At 61.3% G+C, this 13,672-nt stretch carries 12 protein-coding genes; 3 read left to right on the forward strand and 9 right to left on the reverse strand.

What is annotated here, in order from left to right; translation table 11 throughout:
* Nucleotides 1-36: 36 nt before the first annotated feature.
* Together OHL11_RS00740 and hrpB are read right to left on the reverse strand one after the other, a co-directional pair.
* Nucleotides 37-774 (reverse strand): DUF72 domain-containing protein, encoded by a 738-nt coding sequence (locus OHL11_RS00740; protein ID WP_263369557.1) that lies wholly within the window; start codon nt 772-774, stop codon nt 37-39.
* A complete protein-coding gene (hrpB, locus tag OHL11_RS00745; protein WP_317890606.1) occupies nt 771-3,134 on the reverse strand; it encodes an ATP-dependent helicase HrpB in 2,364 nt (787 codons plus the stop codon). Before hrpB ends, OHL11_RS00740 begins: the two co-directional genes overlap by 4 nt.
* Before the next feature lie 168 nt (nt 3,135-3,302).
* Between hrpB and OHL11_RS00750 the strand changes: the two genes are divergently transcribed.
* Complete coding sequence (locus tag OHL11_RS00750) at nt 3,303-3,740, forward strand: GNAT family N-acetyltransferase (protein WP_263369559.1); 438 nt, start codon at nt 3,303-3,305, stop codon at nt 3,738-3,740.
* A 59-nt stretch (nt 3,741-3,799) separates the two neighbouring features.
* Here the strand turns inward: OHL11_RS00750 and OHL11_RS00755 are convergent, their stop codons facing one another.
* Nucleotides 3,800-5,464, reverse strand: coding sequence for a M28 family peptidase (locus OHL11_RS00755; protein ID WP_263369560.1), 1,665 nt, complete (start codon nt 5,462-5,464; stop codon nt 3,800-3,802).
* Nucleotides 5,465-5,505: 41 nt separating this feature from the next.
* Entirely contained in the window at nt 5,506-6,087 is a 582-nt protein-coding gene (locus OHL11_RS00760) for an RDD family protein (RefSeq protein WP_263369561.1), read from the reverse strand.
* 54 nt (nt 6,088-6,141) lie between these two features.
* Between OHL11_RS00760 and gluQRS the strand changes: the two genes are divergently transcribed.
* On the forward strand, nt 6,142-7,035 hold the full coding sequence (gene gluQRS, locus OHL11_RS00765) for a tRNA glutamyl-Q(34) synthetase GluQRS (protein WP_263369562.1): 894 nt from the start codon (nt 6,142-6,144) through the stop codon (nt 7,033-7,035).
* Nucleotides 7,036-7,177: 142 nt separating this feature from the next.
* On the opposite strand, the gene OHL11_RS00770 is transcribed toward gluQRS, so the two are convergent.
* Both OHL11_RS00770 and dnaG read right to left on the reverse strand, forming a co-directional pair.
* Nucleotides 7,178-9,616, reverse strand: a complete 2,439-nt coding sequence (locus OHL11_RS00770) for a S9 family peptidase (protein ID WP_263369563.1) — start codon at nt 9,614-9,616, stop codon at nt 7,178-7,180.
* Between the two features lie 25 nt (nt 9,617-9,641).
* Nucleotides 9,642-11,441: a DNA primase gene (dnaG, locus tag OHL11_RS00775; protein ID WP_263369564.1), complete on the reverse strand. Its 1,800-nt coding sequence runs from the start codon at nt 11,439-11,441 to the stop codon at nt 9,642-9,644.
* Nucleotides 11,442-11,486: 45 nt separating this feature from the next.
* Between dnaG and OHL11_RS00780 the strand changes: the two genes are divergently transcribed.
* Complete coding sequence (locus tag OHL11_RS00780) at nt 11,487-12,260, forward strand: RNA methyltransferase (RefSeq protein ID WP_263369565.1); 774 nt, start codon at nt 11,487-11,489, stop codon at nt 12,258-12,260.
* 2 nt (nt 12,261-12,262) lie between these two features.
* Here OHL11_RS00780 and OHL11_RS00785 read toward each other — a convergent pair whose 3' ends face one another.
* The 3 genes from OHL11_RS00785 to OHL11_RS00795 form a co-directional block, all read right to left on the reverse strand.
* Nucleotides 12,263-12,682: a hypothetical protein gene (locus tag OHL11_RS00785; RefSeq protein ID WP_263369566.1), complete on the reverse strand. Its 420-nt coding sequence runs from the start codon at nt 12,680-12,682 to the stop codon at nt 12,263-12,265.
* Between the two features lie 8 nt (nt 12,683-12,690).
* On the reverse strand, nt 12,691-13,098 hold the full coding sequence (locus tag OHL11_RS00790; RefSeq protein WP_263369567.1) for a DUF3224 domain-containing protein: 408 nt from the start codon (nt 13,096-13,098) through the stop codon (nt 12,691-12,693).
* A gap of 194 nt (nt 13,099-13,292) precedes the next feature.
* Nucleotides 13,293-13,655, reverse strand: coding sequence for a cytochrome C oxidase subunit IV family protein (locus OHL11_RS00795; protein ID WP_263369568.1), 363 nt, complete (start codon nt 13,653-13,655; stop codon nt 13,293-13,295).
* Nucleotides 13,656-13,672 lie beyond the last annotated feature (17 nt).

Consider the following 13,672-nt stretch of genomic DNA (forward strand, 5'->3'; position numbering starts at 1 on the left):
ACTCTGGACCTCGCAACTCTGGCACTCTGTTGTGACTCACGAACGCTTGCCCAGCAAGCACCGCTGCAACTCCACCGCATTCGCCGCACCATGCCCCAGCGCTGTGTTGTCGAAGATCACCCACGTCTCACTCGCGCGCGTCGACTCCTTCAGCTCCTTTGCGAAGCCCTTCAGGAACGCGCTGCTGTACTCCGAGTAATACGTCTTCGGCGCGCCATGTAAGCGCCAGTAGCGCAGCCCGTTCCATCCACCCGGCTTGCCTGCAAGCGGTGAGCCCTTTGGCGGATCAGCGGCTACACGCGCAACCTCGAAGCCGCGCAACATGCGATCGATCTCCGGGGCAAACCAGCTCACATGCCGAGGCTCCAACACAACCGCCCCCGTGTGCAACTCACGCAGCGTCGTGAGGAACTCATGCGCCACGCCCTCGTCATACGCGAGCTTCGGCGGCAACTGCACGAGTAGCGGTCCAAGCTTTGCACCAAGCCCACTCACTTGCTCGAGAAACGCCACGAGCAACGCTCCCGTGTCGATGAGCTTCGCCGTGTGCGTGATCGTTTTCGGCACCTTCACGGCAAAGCGAAAATCCTCCGGCGTCTCACGCGCCCAACGCTCCCACGTCTTCAACATGTGCGGCCGATGAAAGCTCGAGTTGATCTCCACGCAACGCAGGCGGCTCGCGCTCTTCTGCAGGTGTGAGCCCTCGTCAGCGAACAACGCCGCATGCTGCTTGGGCACCGTCCATCCCGCCGTGCCAATGCGAACTTCGTTCATCGCTTCGCCTCCACCGGCGCGTGCGGATTCTCCGGCCACGCATGTCGCGGATAGCGCCGCATCAACTCCTTGCGCGTCGTCGGATAGAGCCGCTCCCAGAAGCCCGCCAGGTCGGTCGTTGTCTGCACCGCGCGCTGGTTCGGCGCGAGCAGATGCACCACCACCGGCGTGCGCGCGGGGCCAATGCGCGGCGTCTCCTTCATCCCGAAGAAGTCCTGCAGCCGCGAGCCGATCCACGGCGCGCGATCGTGCTCGTAGTGCACCTTCGTCTGTCGCCCGCTGCTCAATCGAATCGAAGTCGGCGCAAGCTCGCTCAACTTGCGCGCATCCACTTGCGCTTCGAGCACATGCAACAAGCTCGCCTTCGCCGCATCGCGCAGCTGCGCGAACGACTTCAACCCGTACGCAAGCTCACGCAACGCAGCCGCTTCATCCAACGCCTCAAAGCCCGCGAACGCGACGCGCTCTCGCAGATTCGCCAACGCCTCCGCATCCACGAACCGCTCGATGCCTTCCTGCAACGCCTTCTCCGCCAGCAAACGCGCCGCGTCCTCAGCGCTCGCAGGGCCGCGCGTCTCTTCGATGACAAGCTTGTCAAAGAGCAGCGTACTCACCTTCTCCGCGCGTTCTCCATTGCGGTTCCACTCCACCACCGACTGCTCGATGACACGCTCGGGAAAGACTTCCAGCAACATCTCCGGCTCGATGCGCGCATACGTTCGCACCAACGGCAACGCCTGCTCCGCGCGGTCTTCTGCATCGAGTGCAAGGAAGAACTCTCCCTGCGGATGCTCACCCGCAAGCTCCGCCGCAACACCGTTCGCAAGCCCGATCTGCTTGCCGATGCGACGCTTCCCCACACGATCCGGAAAACCCGTAAGCAGGCTCAACAATAGCGCTTCATCGTGATGCACATACGTGGCTGGAGCACGCTTCATCGCGCGGCACAGATGCTCGTACTGCTGACGCACACGCGCATCCATCTGCTTGCCCGCATGCGCGTCCATCGCTTGCAACAGATCATTCTGCTGCAGCGGAATCCCCGCACCTAACAACGCCGCCGCGCGACAACCAAGGTCCGCGATGCCGCGATCTTCCGCCGCCAGCACAACGCGCGCAAGCCGCGGCGAGAGCGGCAGACGAGCCATGCGCTCGGCCAACTTGCCATGCGCGCCCAACGCATCGAGCAGAGCTTCTGCAGCATTCACGGCATCCGCTGGCGGCTCATCGAGCCACTGCAACTCGCTCGGACGCTCCACGCCCATCGCACGCAGCGAGAGCAACAACTGCGATAAATCCGCGCGCAAAATCTCCGGCGTCTCGTGCTCGGCGCGCAACGCGAAATCTTCCTGCACGTACAAACGCAGCGCACGTCCTGCCTGCTGGCGGCCAGCGCGACCGGCACGCTGTATTGCAGAAGCCTTGCTCACACGCGCGATGCGTAGCTGCGGCAACCCCGTCCACGGCGAATACGACGCCACACGCGCAAGCCCGCTATCGATCACGGCATTCACGCCATCGACCGTCACCGAACTCTCTGCCACATTCGTCGCAAAGATCACCTTGCGTTCGCGCGACGGCGCCACCACGCGGTCCTGCTCTGCTGGCGTCAAGCTGCCATGCAACGCAAGCGACGTGAGCGCGTAACGCCGCGCCACATCCTCACACTCGCGCATGGCGCGGCGAATCTCCGCCTGCCCCGGCAGGAAGACAAGGATGTTGCCCTCGCGATCTTCCTTCGCCAGCCGTTCCACCGCATCGCGAAGCTGCGTCTCCAGCGGCTTCGAGGTGTACCCACCAAACTCAATCTCCAGCGGATACGCGCGGCCTTCAGAACGCAGCACAACGCAGTCATCGAGGAACGTAGCGACCGGAGCAGCATCGAGCGTTGCCGACATCACCACGATCCGCAGCGAAGGACGACGCTGCTGCAAGCGCTTCAACAGCGCCAGCGCAAGGTCCGTCTCCAGATGCCTCTCGTGAAACTCATCGAGAACCACGACGTCCACGCCGCGCAGTTCGGGATCGCTCAGCAGGCGGCGATTCAGGATGCCTTCGGTGACGAAGCGCAGCCGCGTCTTCGCACTCACTCGCTCTTCAAAGCGCACTTGATACCCGACGGTCTCCCCGACCTGCTCGCCCATCTCCTCGGCAACACGACGCGCTGCGAACCGCGCTGCAATGCGTCGCGGCTCCAGCACCAACACATCGCCACTCACCGCGTGGAGCAAAGCTGCGGGCACGCGTGTCGTTTTACCCGCGCCGGGCGCTGCTTCCAGCACGACGTTCGGTTGCTGCTCGAGCGCATGCAGCAGCTCAGGCAGGATGGCATCGACCGGAAGAGGAAAGCGTTTACTCACAACTCTTTTTATTCTCCCATCGTCGCGTGCTGTAAACGGAAGAGGCTGTTTCCTCATCCAATCAAAGTAAGCAAGCTCCTCCGCGACTCCTGACATAATGCAAAGAACGCTGCATCCCTGAAAACTATGCGCATACGAAACGCCCAAGACGAAGACTTTTACCGCTGCGTGGAGATCTCACGCGCGGCCTGGCCCGACTTCAAAGAGCGTGAGTCGATCTATCACCTCTTCTGCAAGTTCTTCTCGAACACAAGCTTCATCTGCGAGAACAACGACGGCGTCATCGTCGGTTTTCTACTCGGCTTCATCAGCCAGGTCGATCCAGCCGAGGCTTATATTCATCTCGTCGCTGTCGATGCGTCCGCACAGCGCAAGGGCATCGCTTCGATGCTCTACCAACAGTTCTTTCAGCGCGTGGACTGGCTCGGAGCAGAGCGCATCCGCCTCATCGTGAACCCGGAGAACGCAGCGTCGCGCACCTTTCACGAGCAGATGGGCTTCGTTGCGGACATTCATGGCCCGTCGATCATGATCGGCGATGTGCTCGCTGCCGAGAACTACAACGGCCCGGGCCTGCACATGGTCACGTACCTTCGCGAACTCTAAACGAGCCGCACACAATAAAGCGGAGGAGCCGTGGGCTCCTCCGCTTTATTGTTGCTCGATTACTGCTTCTGGCTTGCGAGTCGAGCCGCCTCGAACTCATTGCCATGCTTCCACTCAATCGAGTGCGGCGCGTGAATCACCTGCCAGCCGAGATCCATGCCGAAGCGCGTGAGGTTCGCATCACCCGCGAAGTTCCACGACGGATCGAAGTTGTCGGAGAAGTTGTGATAGCGGTTGTCGTTGAAGTCCTTCTCCTGCGCCTTGCCCCACTCATGGTCGTGGCCCTTGTAGAGTGTGCCCGCGTCCACGGAGAACGCCGGGATGCCGACGCGCGAGAGCGAGAAGTGGTCCGAACGATAGTAGCTGCCAGCGCTCGGACGCGGGTCCGGCACGATCGCCAGACCGAAGCGCTTCGCCGTCGCCTGCACCTGCGGGAAGAACGTGGTGCGCTGCGCGCCGTTCACGTTCACCTCCTGCTGCACGCCGATGGGCAGCAGCATGTCATAGTTGATGTCGAGCGCGATCTGCGCGGCAGGAATCGGCGGATGCTGGCCGAGGTACTCGCTGCCGAGCAGGCCCTGCTCTTCTGCAGTCACCGAGCCGAAGATCACCGAATGTGGCAGCGTGACGCCGGGTTTCTGCGCAAGCTCCGCCCACGCGTGCGCCATCTCGAGCAGCACGGCAACACCCGTACCGTTGTCCGCCGCACCGTTGTAGATGTTGTCGCCGGGTTGACCTGCACGCACGCCGAGGTGATCGTAGTGCGCGGTGTACATCACCGCCTGGTCCGGCTTATGCGCCGCTACGTTTGCACCGGGCAACATGCCAACTACATTCGGGCTCTGGAACGGACGCACCTCACTGGTGATCTTTGCCTGCAGCTTCACAGGCAGCTGGAACGCCTTGAAGCCCGGCTTGCTGGCCTCGGCCATCTCCTTGTCGAGGTCGAGGCCGCTCATCGCAAACAGGCTGCGCGCCACTTCAAGATGAATCCAGCTCGCGGCCTTCAGGCGCGGGTTCTCGTCATCGCGCAGGAAGGTCTTCTCCGTCGTGTTGGAGTTGCGCACCACGTCCCAGCCATAGCTCGCGTAGTCCGTGCGATGAATGATCAGTGCGCCAATCGCGCCTTTGCGCGCGGCCTGCTCGAACTTGTACGTCCAGCGACCGTAGTAGGTCAGCGCGTCGCCGCCGAAGAACTTCGGATCGGTCGACGGCGGATCGCCGACGATGCAGACGATCACCTTGCCCTTCACATCGACGCCCGCGTAGTCGTCCCAATGAAACTCTGGCGCTGTAACGCCGAAGCCCACAAAGACCAGCGGCACGTCGAAGCTGGCTTCCTTCGTCAGCGTCTGGTTGGCGACGGTGTAGTCCTTGGCGAAGGTCAGCGGGATCGCCGGGCCCGTCTTCGGCACCAGTTTGAAACTGGTCTCGCTCGGCACAGCCTTCATGCCGACGAAGTTCACCTGCTGCAGGAACGTGCCGTTATCGCCCGCAGGCTTCAGCCCGTAGAGTGCGAACTGCGACGCGATGTACTCAGCAGCCATCTGCCCGCCGCGCAGACCGGGGTAGCGGCCCTCGAAGTCGTCGCTCGAGATGAAGCGATCGTACACACGGATGTGTTCCGGCTTGATGGACTGCTCCGCCCGCGAAATGGGCGTCTGTGCAGAGGCGACCGAGCCTCCGGCGAGGGTGAGAATGGCGAGAGCGCAGAGAGCTTTCATCTTCTGGGCAGTATAGCGACAATGCCAGCGCCCACGCGATGCTACTCAATGCCTGTCTCGGGCGTGATGCCCTCTGAAGCCTCGTACGCCAGTTCTTCCTCGTCCGTGTGAATTGCATGGCCGACACGCGATCGCTGCAGATCGATCACAATCGTTTCGGCGATGCGATCATGCACGCACATGCGGTTCTGGTGGATGTAGTACTGCAGAAAGCCGAAGCCGCCTTCCAGCAACGACGCGCCATAACCCAGTGCTCGCTCGATCGATTGCCACCACGTGAGAGACTCGTGCATCAGCGAGACGACCTTGATCTTCATCAGCCACTTGCCAATCGTCTGCCCCTTGCCCAGCTTCAGCGCAACCGCGAAGTACAGCGTCGATTCGATGAGATGGCGGACAGTTTCCTCGCCTTCGATCAGAAACCATCCCATCGAGCCCTTCACCGCTTCATTCTCATGGTGACCGTTGAGATGAAAGACGGCACGGAAGATCGCGACCAGCAACAGGTCGATCACAATGGCCCAGGCGCGGCGCCAAAAGCTTGCGAGCGGCAGTCCGTTGAGTGCATCCATGCGAGCGGATTCGTGCGCGTGGAAAGCGCGTTCGCCGCGCCATCGCTTCATGAACATCACAGATCTCCCGGGAAGAGGTTCCCTCCACTCTAGCCGCGAGCGCGCATGCAGACAAGCCTTTGCGCTACGCTCAATGCTATGGACGATCTGCGATACGAATGCGCCACGATCGAATGGGAAGCGCTCGAGCGGTCAAAATACGTTGGGCGCATTGCGCCTTCGCCTACGGGCCTGCTGCATCTCGGCCACGCACGCACGTTCTGGGCCGCAAACTATCGCTGCGGCGCTACCAAAGGAACGATGTGGCTACGCAACGAAGACCTCGACCCGCAGCGCTCCAAGCAAGAGTACGTAGATGCCATGCGCGGAGATCTGCAGTGGCTCGGCATCACATGGGATCGTGAACTCACACAGAGCGAGCGCATGGAAGCGTATCGCGAGGCTATGCAGCAGCTACTCGCGAGCGGGCATGTGTTCGCCTGCAACTGTTCGCGCAAAGACTTGCTGCAAGCGATTCAAGCGCCGCATGAAGACACCGATGATGAGCCGATCTACAACGGCCGTTGCCGCTGCAACACTACGCGGACGCTCGAGGCCAACACGAACTATCGCTTCCGCGTGCCCGATGATGAACGCATTGCATTCGTCGATGGGCATTGCGGACCGCAGTCGTTTCTTGCTGGCACGACGAGCGAGGCTGACTTCGGTGACTTCCTCGTCTGGCGCAAGGATGGTTTGCCGAGTTATCAACTTGCGTGTGTTGTCGATGATGCGTTTCAAGGTGTCACCGAAGTCGTGCGTGGACGCGATCTGCTCAAGTCCACCGCACGACAGATCCTGCTGCAACGCGCGCTTGGGCTACACACACCCAGGTACTTCCACACCGACCTCATGCGCGATGCGAATGGCGTGCGACTCGCCAAGCGTCATGATGCGCTGAGTCTGCGCGCTCTGCGCGAGCAAGGTCATACACCCGAACAAGTCCTCGCGATGTTCTAACGAGCCACGAACGGGTGCCCCAGGTCTCACTTTTGAGACCTGGGTTTCCAGAGCTCTCGATGGAGACACGAACATTCGTCGCGCCAACATCCTCGCTCTCCCATGTCTCAAAAACCGAGACATGGGGCACCCACATTCTTGTTTAGCGGTCGGCGTAGTACGCGCGAATCACATCCTGATACGACTTCACCTTGTACTCCTTCGGCGGAGTCGCACCCATGAGGTTCTTCACGAAGTAGTCCCAACGACGACGCATGATGTACTGCGTCTGCTCGCCATAACCATGACGCGCATTCGGCACCATGATCATGTCGAAGTCCTTGTTGGCCTTCATCAACGCGTCCGCGACAAGCAGCGAGTTCGACGGCGGCACATTGTCATCCATCGTGCCGTGCACGAGCATCAACTTGCCGCGTAGCTGGTCGGCGTAGTTTTGGTTCGCGTGCTTGTCGTAGTTGCTATGGCCTTCAGCGTCCTTCACTTCGAGCCCAGCCCAACGCTCGTCCCAGTCATCTTCGTAGTCACGATTGTCGTGGTTGCCGCTCTCGGCCCACCCCACCTTGAAGAACTCCGGCGAGTGGAACATCGCCGACACCGTCGCGTTGCCGCCACCCGAGTGGCCCCAGATGCCGACGTTGTTTGCATCCACCCACGCAAACTGCTTCGCCAGGTCCTTGATGCCCGACACCTGGTCAGGAATCGTGTCGTCGCCCATCTCTTCCGGCGTCGAAGCATGCGCATCGTGGAAGCTCTTCGAGCGATGTGGATTGCCTTGGCCATCGATGCACACGACAACAAAGCCAAGCTCAGCGAGCGACTGGTGGTCGCCATGCGCAGCGTTGAAGTTATGTACACCGCCGCACCCGCCATCCTGCGGGCCGGGGTACACATAGTCCACGACCGGGTACTTCTTCGCCGCGTCGAAGTTCGTCGGGCGATAGAGGAAGCCGTAGAGCGATGTCTTCCCATCGCGTGCCTTCACGTCGATCAGCATCGGTGCCTTCCATCCGGAAGCCACCAGCGCCGAGACATCCACCTTGCCCAGCGCGACGATCTCTTTGCCTGCGTTGTCGCGCAGCGTGTACGTCTGTGGCATGGACACCGTCGATGCCGTGTCCACAAACGTCTTGCCATCGGGCGCCATGTCGATTGCGTGATCAACACCCACGCTCGTCAGCAGCGTCTGGCCCTTGCCATCGAAGTTCACGCGATAGAGGTTGCGCAGATACGGGTCTTGCGCTTTCTCCTTGCCGGTCGCAACGAAGTAGACAACGCGCGCTTTCTCATCAACGTAAGGAATGTCCTGCACCGGGCCGTCGCCATGCGTGACTACATTCTTCAGCTTGCCCGTCGTCAGGTCGTAGAGATAGATCTGCGCGTAGTCGCTGCGTTCACTCACCCACAGCAGTTCGTTCGACGAAGGCAGATACTTCCAGTCGATCTTCGACTGCCAGCCGTAGTACGTCGGCACATGCTCGTGGTACACCTCGCGCACGGCGCCGGTTGCGAGGTCAGCCACGCGAACCCACTCATCCTTGTGATCGCGCGAGGTCGCTACGAAGGCAAGATGCGCATCGTCCGCAGAGAATTCGACATCGTTCCAACGACCATCGCCATCGCAGCTAACGTCATCGCACTCCATCGAGCGATGCTCCAGCGGTTCGGTCTTGATGCGCGTCACCTTTGCGCTCGCCACGTCGATCACCACCGGCTCAATCTTCGTCACGTCCTCATCACCGACCAGCGGATAGCGCCACTGCTCCAGCGTCGGATGGCGGTTCGTCGTGCTGACGAGATACATCATGCCGGTCTTGCGCTGGTCCTGCTGGAAGGTCGCAATCATCTTGGAGTCCGCAGACCATGTGAGGATCGCCGCGTCAGTATGCTGCCAGCCGGCGTTGTCCGTCGCGTAGCCGTAGTCGGCGATGCCATCGAACGTAAGCTGCTTCTCCAAGCCCGTCGCGATGGTGCGCACCCATAGATTATGGTCGCGAATGAACGCGGCGAGCTTCTTGTCCGGCGAGATGTTCACCGGCGCATGTCCACGACGACCGCGCGGAGCCGTGCCGAGGTTAACCTTCGCAATCGCAGGCTTCGCTTTGCCCTGCGGCGTTGTGGTCGTCTGGCTCGCGGGGTTCTCTACCGGTTCCGGTGCGGGCGGATCAACATGGCACATCGTCAGCGCCGTATCGCAGTGCCACGTTTCGCCACGCATCTCAAACGCGAAGCCAGCCACTTCAGGTTTGTACGCGCTGAGGCTCAGGTGGTCGGCCGCGACCTTGTTTTTCATGTGCGTATTCAGCGCGGCGGCGAGCTTCACATGATCGAACGCGAGCTCCTTCGAGCTCTTCGCAGGATCGGCAATGTAGTACCGCGCGCCGGAGTCTTCCGCCACGCGGAAGAACACGCGGCCATCGGGCAGATAGGTGATGTCGCTGACGGTGCCGTGCACGAGCGAACGGACGTTATAGCCCATCCAGCGCTCAGCCTGCGCATAATCATGATCGGTGAGGGACTTCTGCGCGAACGCGGCAGAAGCAACGGAGGCCACGAGCAGTGCTGCCAAATGCAAACGCTTCATGCACAACAGAGTATCGTGCGACGCGCTACGGCGTCCTCGATAATTCGCGCTCCAACCGCAGAAGCTCCTGCATGTTGTGCTGCTTCTCCTGCATCAGCTGCATGGTCATCGCGTTGTCGCCGCGGCGTCCCGCTTCGCCGATCTGCATGCGAAGCTCGCGCTCCCGGCGCTCCAGCTGCTTGATGTGCAACGCCTGCAGCGCGCGCTCCACCAGCGCATGAAGGCTTAGGTTGCCATCCTCGGCTTCCATAATGCCCTGCTGCATCGCGGTCGCCAGCAGCACACGACTCGCCTGGTCCGGCGCCACTTCGAGCGCGTTATCAGGGGCCGGCCCGCTGACCAGCACCTCGATCAAGCCAGCCGTCGCCAGCTGAGCGTACCACTCCGGATGCGCCGCCAGCGAGGTGCTCGCAAGCTGCCGCGCCGAGTCGGCGTCGGGAAGAATGAGTGCAGACAACAGAACGCGTTCCAGTGAAGTCAGCTTCGCCTGCGGTGCGCGCACGCTTTCCAACCGCTGCTGCGCGGCCTGACGAATCTCCTGCTGCATCAGCGAATTTTCAATGCCCAGCTTCTGCGCCGCGTTGTTCGCGAAGTCCACACGCGTGATCGCGTTCGGAATCCGCTTGATATGCGGCAGCAGGAAATTCATGGCCTTGATCTTGCCTTCCGGCGTCTTCACCGGATAGAGCTGCTGCGCACGGGCCACAAGAAAGTCCGCATAACGAGCGGCTTCGCGCACCGCCTGGGCATATGCCTGCACGCCGCGCTCTCGCACGAAGCGGTCAGGGTCGAGCCCGCCATCGAGCGTTACAACCTTCGTCTCGAAGCCTTCTTCGACCATCATCGCCAGCGTTTTTTCGGCCGCGTTCATGCCGGCATTGTCAGGGTCGAAGTTCAGCCACACGCGTTTGGTGAAGCGACCCAACATGCGCACCTGTGCTTCGGTGAACGCCGTGCCACTGGTGGCGATCACGTTCTGCACACCTGCCATGAAGAGCGATATCGCATCCATCTGGCCTTCGACGAGCACCGCCGCGTCCTGCTCCTTGATCGCCGCCTTCGCCTTATCCAGGTTGAAGAGCACGTTGCCCTTCGTATAGAGCGGCGTCTCGGGCGAGTTCATGTACTTCGGTCCGCTCTTGTCGTCCGTGTCCAGTGCGCGCGCCGTGAATGCGATCACCTTGCCCTGCTCATTCGCGATGGGGAAGGTGATGCGCTTGCGGAAGCGTGCATACATCTGTCCCGCGGAGCCATCCTCCTGCTCCTTCCAACTGAACAAGCCGCTCGCGCGCAATACTTCATCCGTGAAGAACTTGCTGAGCCGCTCGCGCATGTCGTTGAAGTTGTCGGGCGCATAGCCGATGCGGAAGCGCTGCACGGTCTCCGGCGTGATGCCGCGCGAGGTCATGTACTCACGCGCACGCGCGGCCTCGGGCGACTGCAGGTTTTGCTGGAAGTACTGCGTCGCCGCCTCATGCGCGTCGATCAGCTGCTTGCGCAACCCAGCCTCGCGCTGCTCTTCGGGCGAGTTGAACTGCCGCTGCGGCAGCGGGATGCCCATCTTCTGCGCGACCGCGCGCACCGCTTCCGGGAAGCTGATGTTGTCCATCTTCATCACGAAGGTGAAGACGTCTCCATGCTCATGACAACCGAAACAGTAGTAGCTCGAGGTCTGCGGATAGAGGTAGAACGAGCCCGACTTCTCTTTATGAAACGGACAAAGCGCCGACCAGTTCGCACCGCTCTTGCGCAGCTTCAGATACTCACCCACGATGCGAGTGATGTCGACCTGCGCTTTCACGGTTTGGGCAAAGTTGTCGGCCATAGGCGCTTCTTCCAGTGTAGCTGCGCTTCACTACAATGGAAGACGATGCTTTCGAACGCTGCACGCGCGCGCTTTACGGTCGTCCTCGTCGGGGCGCGGAACCCCAGCAACATCGGCGCCGCCGCACGCGCCATGCAGGACTTCGGCTTCTCCGACCTGCGCGTCGTGAACGAGTTCGCCCCGCCGTTTGAGGGCGCCAGGCTCGAGGCGAAGTCAGCCGTCGGCGCTTCGCATGTCATGGACGCCGCACGGCTTTTCAGCGACCTGCGCGAGGCCATCGCCGACTGCACTTACATCGCCGGAACCACCGCGCTCGGCAATCGCGAGCTTCGACAGGAGGTCGTGTCGCTGCAAACCGCCGCACCGCACATGCGCGACGCCGCCGAGCATCCCGAAGCCAGAGTCGCGTTGCTTTTCGGCTCTGAGAAGACCGGCCTGACCAATGAGCAGCTCGCGCACTGCCAATCCCTCGTGAATATCCCGCTCTTCGAGCCGGAAGGCGCGCGGCATCTCTCGATGAACCTCGGTCAGTCGGTCGCGGTGTGCCTCTACGAGCTTTCGCGCGAGGGCTTTGAGCAGGCTCGCCCCCTGCCGACTCATGCTCCGGCGCCCGCCACCGAGCAGCTTCGCGAAGTCCTGGTGGAGCGCCTCACCTCGCTGATGCAAACCACCGAGTACGACAAGCGCTTCCCCGGCAATGCCCGCGAGATCGTCGTCCGTCAGCTCGTGCAGCAGCTCGGCGAGACTCGGGACGAAGCCGCAACCTGGCTCGGCCTACTGCGCCACATCGAGCGGCACGTCGCGCACACAGAAGAGTAGCTCTACTCCCTGGCGCTTCCCGAAGTCTGAGGAGCATCCACAGTCTTCACCAGCGGAATGCCGTTCTGCCCGGACGGGATGTAAATCGTGGTGTGGTTCGGCGAGTTCGCCATCTTCTCCTGCGCGCCGATTGCTTCGTGCTGCAGATAACGGTCCGTCAGCGTGGCGTTGATGATGCGCTGCGCCTCGGAAATGCCCTGCGCCTCCACAATACGGATCTCGGCCTTCTGCTTCTCCACCTGCACCAGCTGCGCTGTCTGCTGGATACGTAGCTCGTTGAGCGTGATGATGTTCGCCTCATCCTGCCGCGCCTGGTAACGGTGGTAGGCAGGCAGTCCCGCCATGGCGATCCCCAACAACGCGGCCAACACCACAACCACCGCTGCTAATCCCGACCACGATCGATTCTCTGCCACTGCCATCTTGTCCCTCACTTGCTCAGCGTGTAGTCAAACTCATACGTGTGGCCGCCTTTGGCGTCGATAACGATCTTGACCGTGCCGCTCAGGCCGACCAGCTGGTCAGTGCCACTGTTCGGTACAACCGAAATCTCCAGAACGCTCGATTTCGGGTCGCTCTTCAGCATCGACGCGCGGTGCATCAGCAGAAAAGTGCCGTGGTAGCCATTCAAAAACCCTTGTACCTTCTCCAGTGCCACATAGGCCATCGCGCCGGTCGAGGCCTCGGCGCCATGCAGCATTTCACCCTTGCTCGTGGCTTCGAGATCACCACGCCACACCTTGTCGATACTCATCGCACCGAAACCGGCGTCTTTAGCCAGGGCCGACGGCTCGGCGGGCCCCATCTTCACCTCGAACGATCCCTTGGCAACATGCATCGCAGCTCCTTGCGCTATGGGCGCGGTCTGCGCAGCGCACACGGCGGCACAACAGGACAGCACTAGGGCCAATACTCTTCGCAACATGCGACCACTTTACAGCGGTTGCGCCGCGGTGGCCAGCAAGCTCTTTCCCATGAAGGCAAGAAAACGCCCCGCTCGAAAGCGGGGCGTCGATTGAGTTGGCAGGCGGCTTACCAGCGGCCCCACGCACGGCTCATGTAGTCCGTCAGCGTCATCGTCACCAGGACGAGGAAGATGAAGAAGCCGGAGCCGATCGTCATCTTGATCAGGCGCGACTGGTACTTGGCATGCATGAAGAACAGCAGCACGATGACCATCTTGATGCTGGCAATCGCCAAAGCAATCACCGGGTTCAACGCGCCCATATCGATGAACGCGGCGCCCACCGTGATGCCCGTGAAGACAAGCAGCGTCAGGTAGACCATCACGTACTGCATCGGCGAAACGATGTGATGTTCCGCGTGCTCCGGGTTCGTCACATTTACCGGGTCGTGCTTGTCAGTATGGATGTTGCTTTGAATCGAATGCGCCATGATGTCCTCGAAACTGC

The organism is Granulicella cerasi, from assembly GCF_025685575.1.
GTDB lineage: Bacteria > Acidobacteriota > Terriglobia > Terriglobales > Acidobacteriaceae > Granulicella > Granulicella cerasi.

Bases quoted from the DNA above. Each gene is read 5' to 3' on its own strand.
- OHL11_RS00740 (WP_263369557.1), bottom strand. From the start codon at position 774: ATGAACGAAGTTCGCATTGGCACGGCGGGATGGACGGTGCCCAAGCAG.
- OHL11_RS00755 (WP_263369560.1), bottom strand. From the start codon at position 5,464: ATGAAAGCTCTCTGCGCTCTCGCCATTCTCACCCTCGCCGGAGGCTCG.
- OHL11_RS00760 (WP_263369561.1), bottom strand. From the start codon at position 6,087: ATGAAGCGATGGCGCGGCGAACGCGCTTTCCACGCGCACGAATCCGCT.
- gluQRS (WP_263369562.1), top strand. From the start codon at position 6,142: ATGCAGACAAGCCTTTGCGCTACGCTCAATGCTATGGACGATCTGCGA.
- OHL11_RS00770 (WP_263369563.1), bottom strand. From the start codon at position 9,616: ATGAAGCGTTTGCATTTGGCAGCACTGCTCGTGGCCTCCGTTGCTTCT.
- dnaG (WP_263369564.1), bottom strand. From the start codon at position 11,441: ATGGCCGACAACTTTGCCCAAACCGTGAAAGCGCAGGTCGACATCACT.
- OHL11_RS00780 (WP_263369565.1), top strand. From the start codon at position 11,487: ATGCTTTCGAACGCTGCACGCGCGCGCTTTACGGTCGTCCTCGTCGGG.
- OHL11_RS00785 (WP_263369566.1), bottom strand. From the start codon at position 12,682: ATGGCAGTGGCAGAGAATCGATCGTGGTCGGGATTAGCAGCGGTGGTT.
- OHL11_RS00790 (WP_263369567.1), bottom strand. From the start codon at position 13,098: ATGCATGTTGCCAAGGGATCGTTCGAGGTGAAGATGGGGCCCGCCGAG.
- OHL11_RS00795 (WP_263369568.1), bottom strand. From the start codon at position 13,655: ATGGCGCATTCGATTCAAAGCAACATCCATACTGACAAGCACGACCCG.